Source organism: Paenibacillus terrae (genome assembly GCF_005217525.1).
GTDB classification, from domain to species: domain Bacteria; phylum Bacillota; class Bacilli; order Paenibacillales; family Paenibacillaceae; genus Paenibacillus; species Paenibacillus terrae_C.
Genome location: NZ_PNXQ01000014.1, coordinates 464,039 through 480,714 on the forward strand (window position 1 = coordinate 464,039; position 16,676 = coordinate 480,714).

Consider the following 16,676-nt stretch of genomic DNA (forward strand, 5'->3'; position numbering starts at 1 on the left):
CATGGGTACGTTCTCATCGCCAAATAACAAGTGATGCCGCTATGCCAGGCGGAATTGTACATGTGAAAGCATGTGCATATGAAATGAAACGGCTGCGTGCCGTTATCTTAGTTTGACGATCAAAGCTAATGTGACAATTGCAAAAAGTCCCAAGGAATGCCTTGGAGGAACCAACGAGGAGGTGAACAGTATGATGATGACTGCGATCTGGTTCGTTCTCGTTGCTGTAGCCGCGTTATTCTTTGGGTTCGGGATTGGTTATTTTATTCGCAAATCTATTGCAGAAGCTAAAATCTCCAGTGCGGAAGAAGCTGCCGCGCAAATCGTGGAGAACGCGAAAAAAGAGGCAGAAGCGCTGAAGAAGGAAACGGTATTGGAAGCGAAAGATGAAATTCACCGCATCCGTGCCGAAGCTGAAAAGGAAACTCGTGAGCGTCGTAATGAAATTCAACGGCAGGAACGAAGACTGCTGCAAAAAGAAGAATCGCTGGATAAAAAATTGGAATCGCTGGAACGTAAAGAAGAACAAGTGGCCAACAAAGAGAAACGAATTGATGAAACCCAGCAGCAGATTGATTTGATTTACAAGAGTCAGGTAACTGAGCTGGAGCGTATTTCCAATCTGACGACAGAAGATGCGAGAAGTATTATTCTGTCCAACGTAGAACAGGAAGTACGTCATGAAACCGCTCAGATGATTAAGGAAATTGAGCAGCAGGCTAAAGAGGAAGCGGACAAAAAGTCTCGTGAAATCATCACACTGGCCATCCAACGCTGTGCGGCGGACCATGTAGCGGAAACGACGGTTTCCGTGGTTACGTTGCCGAACGAAGAAATGAAAGGCCGGATTATCGGACGTGAAGGCCGTAATATCCGTGCGCTTGAAACCCTTACGGGAATTGACCTTATTATTGATGATACGCCGGAAGCAGTTATTTTGTCCGGATTTGATCCGATTCGCAGAGAGATTGCGCGTACTGCGCTTGAGAAGCTCGTAGCAGACGGACGGATACATCCGGCTCGTATTGAAGAAATGGTGGAAAAATCCCGTAAAGAAGTGGATGAACGAATCCGCGAGTATGGCGAACAGGCCACCTTCGAGGTGGGCGTGCATAGCTTGCATCCGGATTTAATCAAGATCCTGGGACGTCTCAAGTTCCGTACAAGCTACGGACAGAACGTATTGAAGCACTCGATGGAAGTTGCATACTTGACAGGTCTGATGGCCGGGGAATTGGGCGAGGACGTTACACTGGCAAGACGGGCAGGGTTGCTGCATGACATCGGGAAGGCGCTGGATCACGAAGTGGAAGGATCACACGTTGAAATTGGCGTGGAACTGGCGAAGAAGTACAAGGAACACCCGGTTGTCATCAACAGTATTGCTTCACATCACGGCGACTGCGAAGCGACTTCAGTGATTGCCATGCTGGTTGGAGCGGCAGATGCCTTGTCGGCAGCAAGACCGGGAGCACGGCGTGAAACACTGGAGACGTACATCCGTCGTCTTGAGAAGCTGGAACGCATTTCCGAGTCTTTTGAAGGCGTGGAAAAATCGTACGCTATTCAAGCTGGACGCGAAGTTCGCGTCATGGTGCAGCCAGAGAAAATTGATGATGCGGAAGCATTCCGACTGGCTCGTGATATAACGAAAACGATCGAGAATGAACTGGATTACCCGGGACATATCAAGGTTACCGTCATTCGTGAGACCCGGGCGGTAGAATACGCAAAATAAAGTAATTTAACGAAAAGTGGCCGCTGTGTGTAGGGCCACTTTTCATTATGTAAGGCAGACTAGGGAGGGTTTTCTATCAACGTATTATTTATTGGAGATATTTTCGGTAGTGTAGGCAGAAAGGCATTAAGGGAAAATCTTCCTTCGCTAAAATCAAAATACAACCCGCATATCATTATCGTGAATGGGGAAAATTCAGCTTCAGGAAGAGGCATTACTCCAGCCATCGCCAGAGAATTTTTTGATTGGGGCGTACATGGTATTACAATGGGTAATCATACTTGGGACAATAAGGATATATTTGATTTTATAGACGATGAGCCACGTATTATACGTCCGGCAAACTTTCCTCCAGGAACGCCGGGGCGAGGCTATACCGTGGTGAAAGGTGGAGGCAAGGAGTTGGCGATCGTTAACTTGCAGGGCAGAACCTTTCTCCCGCCCATCGATTGCCCGTTCCGTGCAGCAGATGAGATCGTAGATGAATTGCGCAAGAAGCATAAGCACATTCTGGTTGATTTTCATGCCGAAGCGACATCGGAAAAAATTGCTATGGGCTGGCATCTAGATGGCCGTGCTTCAATTGTGGTTGGTACACACACCCATGTGCAGAGCAACGATGAAACGATTTTACCACAAGGAACAGCGTATCAGACAGATGTGGGTATGGTAGGTCCCTATGAAGGAGTACTTGGCATGCAGAGAGACGCCGTGTTGCAGAAATTTCAGACTCAGCTTCCAGTACGTTTTCAACCGGACAACGGAAAATGGCATTTTCACGCTGTTAGCGTAGAACTGAATGACAACGACGGTATGGCGCGTAAAATTCAGAAAATTAGACTCAAAGAAGATGAATGGCGGATGGATTAACCTTTTTTGGAAATTGCTTTAGGAAAGAATAAGGAAAACTGTCATCAAAAAGCAGGAATTTTTTGCTGACCCTCGAATAACATCTAATAGTGGAATCAAACCATCATCATTCCCAGGGGAGGTACTTACTATGGATGTATTAAAAGTATCAGCAAAATCCAATCCCAATTCAGTTGCAGGCGCACTCGCAGGGGTACTGCGTGAACGCGGAAATGCCGAATTGCAGGCGATTGGAGCGGGTGCACTGAACCAAGCCATTAAAGCTGTAGCCATTGCCCGGGGATTTGTCGCACCAAGCGGAGTGGATTTGATTTGTATTCCTGCTTTTACGGATATTGTTATTGACGGAGAAGACCGGACTGCAATCAAGCTGATTGTAGAGCCAAGATAATAAATGCTAGTTGTTGAGCCTGTTTACGATGGTGTAAACGGGCTTTTTTGCATGGAGGTCGCCTGTTATTACATAGATTGTAAGATCAACTTTATCTCGTTGTAATCTATGAATGGAGGTAAGATGCATGAACAGTAAACTACACACGAAATGGTCGGTTGCCGATTTGCATTGTGATGTGTTGTGTAAGATGCAGCTTAACCCGCAGGTGGATTTCAGTCATCCTTCGCTTGATGTTACAAGAGAGCGTTTGTTAGAAGGCCATGTGAACTTGCAGACATTCGCTATATATATTTCCCAGGTGCTGGGTACGCCAAGATTTGAGCATGTCATTCGTCAGGTTGAACTCTTCAGACAGCATATGATATCCCCATCTGTCGGGTTGAAGCCGCTATTGTGGAAGGAAGACTTGGAAGAACGTAAGGATATATCAGTGGGACATCTGGAAGGGAATGAAATAAAACAACATCAAGGATCACCGTGGGCTCTGCTATCGCTGGAGGGAGTGGAAGCGCTGGAAGGAAATCCGTTTTATGCTGAACTGTGCTATGCCTTGGGAATCCGATTGATCGGGCTGACGTGGAATTATGCAAATTGGGCTGCTGACGGCATTATGGAGCAGAGGGGAGGCGGACTGACTTTCAAGGGGCATGAGTTGGTCAAGCGCTGTAATGAGCTAGGTTTGCTACTAGATGTATCGCATTTGTCTGTACAAGGCTTCTGGGAGGTGCTGGAGGAGGCGGCTCAACCGCCGATTGCTTCGCACTCCAACGCCTTCGCGGTATGTCCTCACCCACGTAATCTTCGGGATGAACAGATTCGTGCGCTGATTGCGCGTAATGGACGGATTGGTTTGACTTTCGTAACGATGTTTCTCAAAGAGCAGGGTACGGTGACCGCTGAGGATTTGTTGCCACACATTGAACATATTTGTTCACTAGGCGGCGAACGGCACTTGATGTTCGGATCTGATTTTGACGGTATTGAGCATCATGTGCAGGGGCTGGAGCATTCAGGGAAATATCCACGTTTTGCGGAACTGCTGCTGAAGCATTATTCCGAGGAACTGGTCAAGGGGTGGCTGGGAGAACATGCGCTGGAATATCTGCAAACGAATCTGCCTTCTAAAATGTCTTTTTAAATGAATCCATTTCATAATACCCTCAGTAGCTTTAATCAAGAGTACATATAGATCAAAATGGTTTGATTTGTCTATATGTAGTATACATTTCGCTTGGCTTAATCATTTATGAAATGGATTCAAATAGCTATTTAATAGCAGTTATTTTTGGTTGCTTCATACCCTTGACAATGCGAGTTATATTACGAAATAATTGGAGCATCCTAGTATTGCATGGTGCTAAAACAACGCTTGCTGAAATATGACATACCTTGGGGCGAGCCTGACGAGTCACCATGCTGTACCGCCATGTCAGAGGGGAGCTCCATTACATAATGTTGATAAAAAAGGTTACCTGGCTTGAACTCTTTTATGACTTATTGTTCGTAGCCGCTGTCTCCAAGGCCACTCATGTTTTACTACATGTTGAACATGGTAGTATTTCTTTGGAGCATCTGGCGAAGTTTATTTTGATTTTTATTCCGATATGGTGGGCTTGGGTAGGACAAACGGTCTACAACAATCGTTTTGGTCAAGACAGTATGACGCATCGAATCTTTATGATTCTGCAATTGTTTTTCGTGTTAATTATGACCGCCAGCCTGAATGTAGATTTTGATGCATATTATGTATCTTTTTTTGTTGGCTATATTGGTTTAAGAGGCTTGACCGTCATTCAATATTTACTTTCAGCACCTCAAGAAACGGCTAATAAACAGGAAACAGCTCGTTTTTTTGGGACCTATTTTTGGATTGGAATCGCCATCTCTAGCTTCTCCCTCTTTTTTGACTCTTGGATTCGATATTTGATTTTATATGTTGGCATTGCTGTTGATATCCTCGTTCCTTTGATCGGTCGTAAAAAATTGGTGATTACACCTATCCATACGGAGCATCTTTTAGAGCGTTTTGCACAGTTCACCTTAGTCCTGCTTGGCGAATCGGTGATCAGTATGCTTTCTGTTTTACAATCCGATCATTTTACGGTATCCTCCGTTGTATTTGCTGCCTTGGCTTTTGTATTAGTCATCGCAATCTGGTGGCAGTATTTTGAGAACATGGAGAAGCATGTAGATAAATCAAAACAAACAGCAGGGCAAACTATTATGTATGGTCATTTGTTTATTTATCTTTCACTTAGCATGCTGGCAGCTTCGATACAGCTCTTATTTTTGGGACAAGTAGCCTATATCTTTGTTCTTTGCTTTACCTTTGCTTCAGTACTTATTTACTTTTTGTCGGTTTTGCTGGTATTCCATCGGTACAGATTAAGTCATCTTAAACCAAGCCTTAGAGTTATTTTTTTCTTAACTGGAGTCCTCTGTGTCTTGTTTATCCTTAACATATTTATTGTTGTTCCCTCTCATCTTATGTTAGCTGAAATCATGCTGTTCTTTATCCTGTTCGCTAAAATGACAGTTCACGATATTAAAGGCTGAATAGGGCGAAATACGGAACTTTGTATCGCTTTCCTTTTCTTTCTTGGCAAAGTAGGAGTATAATAATGTGGATGTGTAAAGTATTGTATAGAGAAAAAGGAGTGACCATACGATGAGTAAAATCGTACCTGTCGGCGTTTCCGCACGCCATATTCACCTGACTCAAGAGCATATTGAAATTTTGTTCGGAGCAGGCTATCAACTGACTGAATTTAAACCATTGTCCCAACCAGGACAATTTGCCGCAAATGAAACGGTAGCTGTAATTGGTTCTAAGGGCCAATTTGATAAGGTTCGTATTTTGGGACCCGCTCGTCCGGCTTCCCAGCTTGAAATCTCTCGCACAGATTCCTTTGCTATTGGTGTAAAAGCGCCTGTACGCGAATCTGGCAGCATTGACGGTACACCAGGAATCACAGTAAAAGGACCAGCCGGAGAAGTGGAACTGCAAGAGGGTGTAATCGTAGCTGCCCGTCATATTCATTTCCATACATCTGATGCAGCGAAATGGGACATTAAGGACAAGCAGTTGCTGAAAGTACGCGTCGGCGGCGAACGTGGTCTTGTATTCGAAAATGTTCTTGCACGTGTGTCCGATTCTTTTGCTTTGGATATGCACATTGATACAGATGAAGCGAACGGAGCCGGTGTGAAAAACGGTGACAACGCTGAAATCGTAGACTAATATACGTATTTAATGCCGAAAGGCTAAGGGTCCGATTCTTGCTAAAGAGTCGGGCTTTTTTACATACTAAGGATTCTCAAAATGGTTACCTATAAAATTATGGACATTAGATTCACCGCGTAACCAATGGGCGTTCACGGGGATATATGGCGATGGCTTATAAATCATGCTATAATTTAGTGTAATGCCTTTTTCAAAGGAGTTTTTACGGGCTAAAAAGAGATGTACCCATAGCAAAGATACAGTAAAAGCGTAATTGGCGTGAAATAGATGGTGTAAGGAGTGACCAAAGGAATGGCCAAGGAAACGAAAGATTACTCCAAATATTTTGATTTCTCGGATGCAAAGCTCATTTCTCAGGATGAGCACAGCAAGAAGATCCGCATTCGCGGACGTGAAATCAATATTATGGCGGAGCCGAATCATAGAAAAGAAAAGCAACGCGGTAAAGAAGACGTACAGGTATTGTACGATAATGCAGTTCCGGATGAGCTGAGGCATATCGGTGAGGGAAAGCATTACATTGTGTACACATTCGGATGCCAGATGAACGAGCATGATTCCGAAACGATTAAAGGATTACTGGAGCAAATGGGTTATCAGGCGACAGAGGATCGTAAGGAAGCGGACATCATCTTGCTGAATACATGTGCGATCCGTGAAAATGCGGAGGACAAAGTATTTGGTGAGCTGGGTCACCTCAAGCATCTCAAGACCGAGAAGCCGGGTATGCTGCTTGGCGTATGTGGTTGCATGTCGCAGGAAGAGAGCGTCGTCAACCGGATTTTGCAAAAGCACGGTTTTGTCGACATGATTTTTGGTACCCATAATATCCATCGCCTGCCGCAGCTTGTCAAGGAAGCACTCTTTAGCAAAGAAATGGTGGTCGAGGTGTGGTCCAAGGAAGGCGACATTATCGAGAACCTGCCTAAGAAGCGCGAGGGTATGCGGGCTTGGGTGAACATTATGTACGGCTGCGATAAATTTTGCACCTATTGCATTGTTCCATTCACACGCGGTAAGGAAAGAAGTCGTCGTCCCGAGGATGTCATTGCTGAGGTAAGGGATTTGGCACGTCAGGGCTTTAAGGAAATTACTTTGCTCGGTCAGAACGTCAATGCCTATGGCAAGGATTTGAAGGATATGAATTACAGATTCGGAGATCTGATGGACGATATGCGTAAGATTGATATCCCCCGTATACGTTTTACAACATCACATCCGCGTGATTTTGATGACCACTTGGTTGAAGTGCTTGGTAAGGGCGGTAATTTGGTGGAGCATATCCATCTGCCTGTTCAATCCGGCAATACGGATATATTGAAGAAAATGAACCGAAAATATACACGTGAGCGCGTTCTGGAGCTGGCGGCGAAGATCAAAGCGGCAGTTCCGCATGCTTCGCTGACAACGGATATTATCGTAGGTTTTCCAGGCGAAACGGACGAACAGTTTGAAGATACCGTTTCTCTCGTGCGCGAGGTCGGTTACGACTTTGCCTACACCTTTATTTATTCGCCACGGGAAGGTACGCCAGCCGCGTCCATGGAAGATAATGTTCCTATGTCGGTCAAAAAAGAGCGTCTCCAGCGTCTGAACAATGTAGTGAACCAAAACAGTCTCCGCTTTAATGGTAGATTGCGTGGCGAGGTGGTTGAGGTGCTGGTAGAAGGCGAGAGCAAAAATAACAGCGAGGTGCTTGCCGGCCGGACCCGATCCAATAAGCTGGTGCATTTTGAAGGCTCCAAGGATTTGATCGGGACCTTTGTGCAGGTGAAAATTACGGAGCCTATGACCTTTTACATCAAGGGTGATTTGGTTCAAACTGCCGTCGCGGTCAACGGTTAACAAAATATCGTAGCAAGGTTTGCATGTGGATCAAATATGAACTGTATGTACGACCTTATTAAGTGAGAAAAGGAGCGATGGACAGTGACAGAGGAGCGGTTGCAACAGTCAGAGCATCAACCGGCGGCGCGCCAGCATGATCATTTGGTCAATCGCGATATGATATTGGCGAAAGCCCAAGAGTTGGCGGGTATTTTGGGCAACAGTGAGGAAGTGCAGGTATTTCGGAAAGCAGAAGATAAAATCCGCGATCATGAGCGCATCCAGCATCTGATTACAGCGATGAAGAAAAAGCAAAAGGAAATTGTGGCCTTCGAATCCTTGAAGAATCAAACCATGATTGCCAAAATAGAGGCCGAGCTTCAGGAGCTTCAAGAAGAGCTTGACGGTATTCCGATTGTAACGGAGTTTCAACAAAGCCAGGTAGAAATTAATGAGCTGCTGCAAATGGTTATCATGGCAATTCGTGATACAGTTGCCGAAAAGGTGAATGTAGAAGAGGGAAAAAGTACTTCTTCCTCCAATTGCAGTGACTAGAATGATGTATGGTGTGGAGGCTCAGCCTCCACGCCTTTTTTTCAGGAGCAACTTGTAATCATATGTACTGTGCCAGATTCCAAGAGGAAATGGGGCCTCATAGAAAGGATGGAAACAAGGAATGGACATCTTGCGTAGTTTGGTAGAGGATGAAGTAAATACATTTTGGGAGTATTTGGGCTGTGAATTGATCGAAGCTGATGCGAAAGAGGTACATATCGCTTTACAGGCTGGGCCACAACATACCAACGTGGTGGGTATTGTTCACGGTGGCGTACTCACAACATTGATGGATCAGGCGATGGGGATGGTTAGTATGGTTTCACGCAATATGGAATTATGTGTGACGACGAATCTGAACGTTCATTTTTTGTCAGCCATGAAACAAGGACGATTAGAGGTTAAGGCACGGATTCTCCATCAAGGGGGACGTACCATAACGACGGAGGCGGAAGTGAAGGATAGTGAAGGAACGCTCGGCTGCATGGCTACGGCGACATTCCGGGTATTGCGTAAACAACCTGATCATTTGGATAAGGCCTGACGCTTGACAAAACTTTTTATTATGTCATAATGAATTTATCAAAACGATATAATGTGGTGATGCCAATGGATAACGAACGTATAAACGAAGAGACGCAGAAGGCGTCGTACAACATTAAGAAATATCGCACCCCGGATGGTGCTCCGGCAGATATCGTCATGTTCACCTTAACCAAGCGGGAGCGCAAGACGGTGACAAAGACGTTGCCGATCCGTGAGCTGAAGGTAATGCTTATCAAGCGTCGTAGTTGGCCGTTTGCCGGACGTTGGGCGTTGCCGGGGGGCTTTTGTCAGGAAGATGAATCCATTTACGGAGCTGCCAAGCGCGAGCTGTTAGAGGAAACCGGTGTGGACGGCGGTCATCTGGAGTACCTAGGTGTGTATAGTGGACCTGGGCGTGATCCGCGCGGGTGGATTATATCGCATGCGTTTTTTGCACTGGTAGAGGAATGGATGCTGGAGCAGCGGCAAGCGGCGGATGATGCTTCCGAGGTTGGGCTGTTCACGATCCGTGAAGCGCTGGAGGAATTAGAGCTGGCGTTTGACCACCGGGACATTATTGTGGATGCCTACCGGAAGATTCAGTTGCAAATGCTCCAGACGACGATAGCCAAGCAGTTTTTGCCTCTGCATTTTACATTGGGTGAGCTGTATCAGGTCATTCAAAGTGTTGTACCGGATTTCGAAGAGCCGAACTTTATTCGCAAAATAACGTCGACTCGCAGCAGACAGGGAATATTGGAAGAGGTACGGGACGAGAACGGCAAACCGCTCAGCTCCAATCAGTATTCACAGAGACCGGCACAGCTTTATCGTTTTAGTGACAGGGTGCCGCGGTTGTCTATCTACACTTAATGTAATGTAGTAGGTCACGTAAAGAAGCGCACAATCTCCAATTTGAGGATGAAGGAGCTGGCCGTACGATGAAGGCATTGATTGTTATTGATTACACGAATGATTTTGTGGACGGCAGTCTGCCTGTAGGCCAACCGGCAATTGAGCTGGATGATCGGATGGCAGCTATTACGCAGTTGTATGTGGATCAGGGGGACTTTGTCGTAATGGCAGTGGATCTGCATGAGGAAAATGATTTTTATCACCCGGAAAGCAAGCTGTTTCCTCCACATAATATTCGTGGAACCGGGGGACGAGATTTGTATGGCAAGCTCCATAACCTCTATGCTACACAGAGTGATTCCATCTATTGGATGGATAAAACACGATACAGCGCCTTTGCTGGCACGGATCTGGAACTCAGATTGCGTGAACGTGGTATTACGGAAGTTCATTTGATCGGTGTCTGTACGGATATATGTGTACTGCATACGGCTGTAGACGCTTATAACAAAGGTTTTGCGATTACGGTATACAAGGACGCTGTGGCGAGCTTTAATCAGGCCGGACATGATTGGGCTTTGGGTCATTTTCAGGGCAGTCTCGGAGCCGACGTATGGTCGGCTGAGGATACGATTTTACGCCAGAAGAAGTAAATAACTTAACGATTGTGCACCAATATCCGATAACAAAATGGAGTCGGATATTGCTGAATACGGATGGACAAGACGGTACGCCGCTGCAAAACCGGGGACAGTCAGAGAGGATGATTACGATGCAGTCAACGAGCCTCGCATTACATACAGATAAATATCAAATTAATATGATGTACGCCCACTGGGTGAACGGAAGTCACCAGCGCAAAGCTGTGTTTGAGGCATATTTTCGCAAGCTACCTTTTGGAAACGGATATGCGGTGTTCGCAGGTCTGGAACGCATTGTGAATTATATTGCAAATCTGCGCTTTACAGAAGAGGATATCCGTTACCTCTCAGAGCAAGAGGAGAAGTATGATCCCATGTTTCTGGAGGCATTGCGCCAGTTTAGGTTTGGCGGAGCCGTTCATTCGATGAAAGAAGGGGCACTCGTTTTTCCGAATGAGCCTCTGGTACGCGTCGAAGGAACGATTATGGAAACACAACTGGTTGAGACAGCGTTGTTGAATTTTATGAACTACCAGACGCTGATTGCGACGAAGGCGTCGCGCATCAAGCAGGTTGCAAGCGGAGATACGCTGCTGGAATTTGGCACACGGCGGGCGCAGGAAGCAGATGCGGCGATTTGGGGAGCACGGGCAGCTTATGTAGCGGGCTTTGACGCAACTTCTAATATGTTGGCAGGTGAGCACTTTGGTATTCCGACCAAGGGAACACATGCTCATTCCTGGGTGCAGACCTTTATGAGCGAGCAGGAAGCTTTTGACGTGTATGCGAAGGTTTTACCGGATCAGGTCACACTGCTGGTGGATACCTTTGATACGCTGGAGAGTGGCGTTCCCCATGCGATTCGGACAGCGAAGATGCTGGAGAGTCAGGGTAAACGGATGAATTCGATCCGGCTGGATAGTGGTGACTTGGCTTATTTATCCATTCAGGCTCGGGAAATGCTGGATGCCGAAGGGCTGGATTACGTACAAATTGTAGCCTCCAATGATTTGGATGAGAATACAATTTTCAACTTAAAGGCCCAAGGCGCGCGTATCGATGTATGGGGTGTGGGGACACAGCTCATTACAGCTTCGGATCAACCTTCATTGGGCGGGGTGTACAAGCTGGTCGAACGGGAAGTAGAAGGCGAAATGCTGCCGACGATTAAAATTTCGGGCAATCCGGAAAAGGTATCCACACCGGGCAAGAAGGATGTATATCGTATTATAGATAAGAAGAAAGGGAGAGCTGTTGCCGATTATATATCTTTTCCGGACGAAGACCGTCCGCGCAATGGAAAGCGGCTGAAACTCTTTAACCCGTTGCATCCGTACATGAAGAAGTATGTGGAAAATTACGAGGCAGTTCCGATGCTGGAGCCTATTTTCGTAAATGGGCAGAAAGTGTATGAACTTCCCGGTCTGGATGAAATTCGCGCATACCATACTTCCCAGTTGCAACTGTTCTGGCCGGAATATTTGCGGAAAATGAACCCTGAAATTTACCGTGTAAATCTCAGTGAAAAGGTATGGGGGCTGAAACAAAAGCTGATCGACAGCTATATGCAGCCAGAAGTGGAAGAAAAGGAATAGTTTTAAGAGGCACCCTGCAAATGATGGGGTGCCTCTTTGTGTTTCAGAGCGTAAGAGGAAAATCTGTGTGTTATTTGTAAATTTCCCTCATGACATGCCGCAGCTCAGGTATAATAATGCGCTCCATCGCCAAACGGACGGCTCCACGTGAGCCTGGCATAGAAAACACGGCTGTCCGGCCGACAGTGCCAGCTACAGCACGACTCAATATCGCTGCAGAACCAATATCCTCGGCAAAGCTTAAATAACGGAAGATTTCCCCGAATCCGGGCAGTTCCTTATCCAGCAGAGAGGATACGGCTTCATATGTGGTATCACGCGGGGAAATACCGGTGCCGCCTGTCAAAAGTACGGCCTCAATGTCATCGCGTTCAGCGGCTTCGGATACGAGGTGCCGGATGCCGTCATAGTCGTCTCTGACGATAACATATCGGACCACCTGATAGCCGTTCGTTTCCAACAGATCCACCAGTAAGCGCCCACCGGTATCTGTTTCCAGCGTACGGGTATCGGAGACGGTTACAACCATGCAGCTAACCTGCTGCGGGGCCTCCCGCCGATGCTCATCTACAGAAGATATATTCATTGCAATGCTCACTCCTCGATCTATGGTTAGACATACTCTTTTTACAATAGAGGAATGATTGCGGGTGTGCAAGTCAGGAGCAGGCATCAGGGAGTTGTGTGATTTATCCCCTTGCACGGGTGGGTTGGAATATAGTACACTCCCTTACATAAGTCGGGATTTTTGTCTGGTCATTGATGAAAGCGTGCACAACGGTTGATTAATCTCAATTGTCGGCGGGTAATAATACAGCAGGGTCAACAACAGGGAGGTAATGTATTATGAAACATTCATACCAACAATGCGTGGATGCTTGCCTGGAGTGTATGAACGCTTGCAACGTTTGTTATGTGGCGAGCTTGAAGGAATATGATTTGGCTATGCTGCGCGAGTGTATTCGAGTGAGCCGGGAATGTGCAGAAATATGCGGGTTTGCCGCTCAAATGTTGGAACGTGGAAAGGAATTTGCCGAGCAAATTTGTGAGTTATGTGCCAAAGCCTGTGAAGTATGTGCTGCTGAATGCAGTAAGCACTCCCCTGAGCATTGCGAGCAATGTGCAGAAGCCTGCCGCCGTTGTGTTCAGACTTGCCGCCAAATGGTGGCTGTGTAATTACATATTATCAAGTCAACATATGAACAGAAAATAAAAGATTGCTTTCCACTGGATAGGTTTGTATAATGATGGGAATTAACGTCTTGGAACGGGAGAGTAGCAGCGGAGCCATATCATTACAGCGAGCCGGGAAAGGTGGAAGCCGGTATGAGGTCCGATGTGAAGCGCACCCGGGAGGCGGTTGTTCCAACACGGAGTTCCGTTAGTAGATCAGCCCGGCAGACACCGTTATTGGTCATTAGAGTGAAATCGGCGATTATGCATAAGTTCGATGTGTAATCCGATTTACGAAGAGTGGTACCGCGGGGATATTAAAGTTCTCGTCTCTTGAATAATTCAAGAGGCGGGAGCTTTTTTTGTTTGATTTTAATGAAAAAAAGGAGAGAAACCTATGCTATTGCCAATCGCTGTTCAAGCTATTTCCGCCCATACAGGCTTGGAGGAAAAGGAGATTTCCTCTTTATTGGAGGTACCGCCACAGCCAGAATGGGGAGATGTGGCGTTTCCCTGTTTTATGCTGGCTAAAAAGTTTAGGAAGGCTCCACAGCAAATTGCGCTGGAACTGGCGGAAGCCATAAGCCGTGAAGAAGGACTGACTGCTTCGGCATCAGGGGCCTATGTAAATATAACTTTGGGGCGTTCTGTTCATATTCCACTGATGCTGGCTGAATTGAAGAAACCTGAATTTTTCAAGCCAGATCTCGGACACGGACAGCGGGTAGTGATTGATATGTCTTCGCCCAATATTGCCAAACCGTTTGGTATTGGTCATCTTCGCTCTACTGTCATCGGCGCCGCATTGTACCGCATTCTCGGGGAAACAGGGTATGTTCCAATGAGTGTAAATCATCTGGGGGATTGGGGAACACAATTTGGTAAGCAAATTGCGGCTTTTAAAAGATGGGGAAATGAGGAGCAGCTACAGCAAGATCCGATTGGAGAGTCACTTAAGCTGTACGTACGTTTTCATGAGGAAGCAGAGCATGACCCGTCTTTGGAGGACGAAGGTCGAGAATGGTTCCGTCGTCTGGAACATGGAGATAATGAGGCTCAGCGGCTATGGGAGTTTTTTGTTGAAGTCAGCCTGCGTGAATTTAATCGCATGTACGAACGTCTGAACATTACATTCGACCATGTGCTGGGAGAGAGCTTTTACAATGATAAGATGCATACGGTTGTTGCCCAATTAAGGACGAAAGGTTTGCTGGAAGAAAGCGATGGTGCGCTTGTGGTGCGTCTGGAGGACGAAGAACTGCCGCCTTGTCTGATTTTGAAAAAGGATGGGACGACCATCTATCCAACCCGTGATTTGGCTACGGCGTTCTACCGTCATGAGGTGATGAAAGCTGATCGTTTGCTGTACGTAGTAGGTGGAGAGCAGCAGTTGCATTTCCACCAGGTATTTGCGGTGCTAAAGCGTGCAGGGGAGTCATGGGCAGAGCGGTGTGAGCATGTGCCGTTTGGACTGATGCGTTTTGCAGGTAAAAAAATGTCCACAAGACGCGGCAAGGTCGTGAAGTTGGAGGAAGTGCTGGATGAAGCGGTAGCCCGCGCTTTAACTATCATCACCCGGAAGAATCCCGATTTACAGGATCAACAGGAAATAGCCGAAGACGTCGGCATCGGGGCAATCATTTTTGGCGACTTAAAAAATAATCGCCTGAACGAAGTGGATTTCTCACTGGAAGATGCATTAACCTTTGAAGGTGAGACAGGTCCTTATGTACAATACACACATGCACGTATACGAAGTCTTTTGGAAAAAGCTTATGCTGGCGCTGGTACGGTGGATGGTTCTGGTATCGACGTTCTTATGAGGGAACATCCAGTATCTGATTACACCGATGCATCAGTTGAAATGCTGGGGGATGCAGGCTGGGCGCTGCTTAAGCAACTGGTTCGTTATCAGGGACAACTGGCGCGTGCGGCTCGGCAACTGGAACCTTCGGTTATCGCGAGGTTTGCGCTGGATACGGCGCAGGCGTTCAACCGCTTTTATGCCAAGGAACGGATCGTCGATGGTGGGCCGTGGCGCATTCAGTTGGCTGAACAAACTGCTGATATTTTGGCACATACGCTGCATCTTCTTGGCCTGAAAGCACCTTATCAGATGTAGCCCAATATACCTTTTTACAATCAATTTTTGAGTATCTGAAACATTTGTTGATAGTATTGCGTCGATAAGTATAGAAGAAACATAGTAAATATGGAGGTGCACCTCATGAAAAAAAACAAAAGCGTGACAGCAGCTTTGCTCGTGATCTGTTCGTTGGCAGTGGCTACGTCAGCTTCTGCTTTTCGTGATATAAAAGGAACGGAGCAGGAGAAGATTGTAAGTTCGCTTCAGAACAAAGGGATTATTCAGGGCATCACGAAGGATAAGTTTGCGCCTGATCAATCACTTACGTATGCACAAGGAGTGCATATGGTCGTTAATGCGATGGATCTTCAGGTTATGCCGGATTTCACGACGGGTTCCTTCGCCAATATTTCGTCTTCGGCATGGTATGCCAAGTCCTATCGAATCGCAGCTCAACACCAAATTCCTTTGTCACCGGATATTGATCCAAGCACCCAGATGACAAGAGAACAATTCGCGAATATACTGTACAAAGCGGTTAGTGCAACCGGAGAATATCCAACAGTCCGCATGTACATTAATGTTGCGGATGGCAAGAAGCTGGACCAGGATTCAAGCGAAGCTGTTCAGTTCCTGTTGTTGACCAAAATTGCTAAATTGGATGAAAAGAGCAACTTTAATCCGGAACGTAAAGTAACCCGAATGGAGGCAGCGGAGATGGTCTATCATGCATCCGAATTTGTGCAAAATCATAATCCGGTTGAATCCACTCCAGAAAATCCGGCTGAGCCTTCAGATCCGGGCCAGCAAAATGGGATTAGTATGAGCATAGAGAAGGCAAATGATCAGCAGAACAAGATAACATTAACCCGTTTGCAGGCACCTAATCCCGGTTACGGCATTGAGGTCGATCATATCGACTACGTAAATGACACCAATGCAGTGATTTACTACAAGCTGACAAGTCCAAAGCCGGGGGAAATGAACATCCAGGTCATTACAGATACCCAGACAAGCACACTGGTGGACAGCAAGTATAAAGTGACAATTAAGGCGGTAGAAGGAACGGTTTTTCCTCCTTCAGGATCAGGCACCTCGGTAGCTCAATAATAGTCGTATCCTTACACTTGAAGCACGTGTTTAGAAAAAGTAAAACAGCAAGTCTCCATTGTG

16 protein-coding genes and 1 other annotated feature are annotated in these 16,676 nt (G+C 46.4%); of the genes, 15 read left to right on the forward strand and 1 reads right to left on the reverse strand.

What is annotated here, in order from left to right; all coding sequences use genetic code 11:
• Positions 1–193: 193 nt before the first annotated feature.
• The 12 genes from rny (at position 194) to C1I60_RS16995 (ending at position 12,244) form a co-directional block, all read left to right on the forward strand.
• Positions 194–1,738 carry a ribonuclease Y gene (gene rny / locus C1I60_RS16940; RefSeq protein ID WP_014281153.1) on the forward strand — a complete coding sequence of 515 codons (1,545 nt, stop codon included), beginning with the start codon at positions 194–196 and terminating at the stop codon, positions 1,736–1,738.
• A 75-nt stretch (positions 1,739–1,813) separates the two neighbouring features.
• Positions 1,814–2,608 carry a TIGR00282 family metallophosphoesterase gene (locus C1I60_RS16945; RefSeq protein ID WP_137062778.1) on the forward strand — a complete coding sequence of 265 codons (795 nt, stop codon included), beginning with the start codon at positions 1,814–1,816 and terminating at the stop codon, positions 2,606–2,608.
• A gap of 130 nt (positions 2,609–2,738) precedes the next feature.
• On the forward strand, positions 2,739–2,999 hold the full coding sequence (locus C1I60_RS16950) for a stage V sporulation protein S (protein ID WP_007430104.1): 261 nt from the start codon (positions 2,739–2,741) through the stop codon (positions 2,997–2,999).
• Between the two features lie 127 nt (positions 3,000–3,126).
• Positions 3,127–4,140, forward strand: a complete 1,014-nt coding sequence (locus tag C1I60_RS16955) for a dipeptidase (RefSeq protein WP_137062779.1) — start codon at positions 3,127–3,129, stop codon at positions 4,138–4,140.
• Between the two features lie 314 nt (positions 4,141–4,454).
• Positions 4,455–5,558, forward strand: a complete 1,104-nt coding sequence (locus C1I60_RS16960) for a low temperature requirement protein A (protein WP_137062780.1) — start codon at positions 4,455–4,457, stop codon at positions 5,556–5,558.
• A gap of 112 nt (positions 5,559–5,670) precedes the next feature.
• Positions 5,671–6,243 (forward strand): phosphate propanoyltransferase, encoded by a 573-nt coding sequence (gene pduL, locus C1I60_RS16965; RefSeq protein WP_013309962.1) that lies wholly within the window; start codon positions 5,671–5,673, stop codon positions 6,241–6,243.
• A 294-nt stretch (positions 6,244–6,537) separates the two neighbouring features.
• On the forward strand, positions 6,538–8,091 hold the full coding sequence (gene miaB, locus C1I60_RS16970) for a tRNA (N6-isopentenyl adenosine(37)-C2)-methylthiotransferase MiaB (protein WP_137062831.1): 1,554 nt from the start codon (positions 6,538–6,540) through the stop codon (positions 8,089–8,091).
• Between the two features lie 84 nt (positions 8,092–8,175).
• A complete protein-coding gene (locus C1I60_RS16975; RefSeq protein WP_137062781.1) occupies positions 8,176–8,628 on the forward strand; it encodes a YlbF/YmcA family competence regulator in 453 nt (150 codons plus the stop codon).
• 121 nt (positions 8,629–8,749) lie between these two features.
• Entirely contained in the window at positions 8,750–9,172 is a 423-nt protein-coding gene (locus C1I60_RS16980; RefSeq protein ID WP_137062782.1) for a PaaI family thioesterase, read from the forward strand.
• Positions 9,173–9,237: 65 nt separating this feature from the next.
• Positions 9,238–10,026 carry an NUDIX domain-containing protein gene (locus tag C1I60_RS16985; RefSeq protein WP_134910030.1) on the forward strand — a complete coding sequence of 263 codons (789 nt, stop codon included), beginning with the start codon at positions 9,238–9,240 and terminating at the stop codon, positions 10,024–10,026.
• A gap of 68 nt (positions 10,027–10,094) precedes the next feature.
• Positions 10,095–10,661 carry a cysteine hydrolase family protein gene (locus C1I60_RS16990; protein WP_137062783.1) on the forward strand — a complete coding sequence of 189 codons (567 nt, stop codon included), beginning with the start codon at positions 10,095–10,097 and terminating at the stop codon, positions 10,659–10,661.
• Between the two features lie 119 nt (positions 10,662–10,780).
• The gene (locus tag C1I60_RS16995) at positions 10,781–12,244 is read left to right on the forward strand and encodes a nicotinate phosphoribosyltransferase (protein WP_137062832.1); all 1,464 of its coding nucleotides are present in this window, start codon (positions 10,781–10,783) and stop codon (positions 12,242–12,244) included.
• A 70-nt stretch (positions 12,245–12,314) separates the two neighbouring features.
• Here C1I60_RS16995 and C1I60_RS17000 read toward each other — a convergent pair whose 3' ends face one another.
• Complete coding sequence (locus tag C1I60_RS17000; RefSeq protein ID WP_137062784.1) at positions 12,315–12,830, reverse strand: MogA/MoaB family molybdenum cofactor biosynthesis protein; 516 nt, start codon at positions 12,828–12,830, stop codon at positions 12,315–12,317.
• Positions 12,831–13,090: 260 nt separating this feature from the next.
• On the opposite strand from C1I60_RS17000, the gene C1I60_RS17005 reads away from it, so the two are divergent.
• The 3 genes from C1I60_RS17005 to C1I60_RS17015 all read left to right on the forward strand — a co-directional run bounded on the left by C1I60_RS17005 (position 13,091) and on the right by C1I60_RS17015 (position 16,613).
• Complete coding sequence (locus C1I60_RS17005; protein ID WP_137062785.1) at positions 13,091–13,420, forward strand: four-helix bundle copper-binding protein; 330 nt, start codon at positions 13,091–13,093, stop codon at positions 13,418–13,420.
• A gap of 78 nt (positions 13,421–13,498) precedes the next feature.
• Positions 13,499–13,754, forward strand: a binding site (T-box leader).
• 60 nt (positions 13,755–13,814) lie between these two features.
• Positions 13,815–15,539, forward strand: a complete 1,725-nt coding sequence (gene argS / locus C1I60_RS17010) for an arginine--tRNA ligase (protein ID WP_137062786.1) — start codon at positions 13,815–13,817, stop codon at positions 15,537–15,539.
• 105 nt (positions 15,540–15,644) lie between these two features.
• The gene (locus tag C1I60_RS17015; RefSeq protein WP_137062787.1) at positions 15,645–16,613 is read left to right on the forward strand and encodes an S-layer homology domain-containing protein; all 969 of its coding nucleotides are present in this window, start codon (positions 15,645–15,647) and stop codon (positions 16,611–16,613) included.
• Positions 16,614–16,676 lie beyond the last annotated feature (63 nt).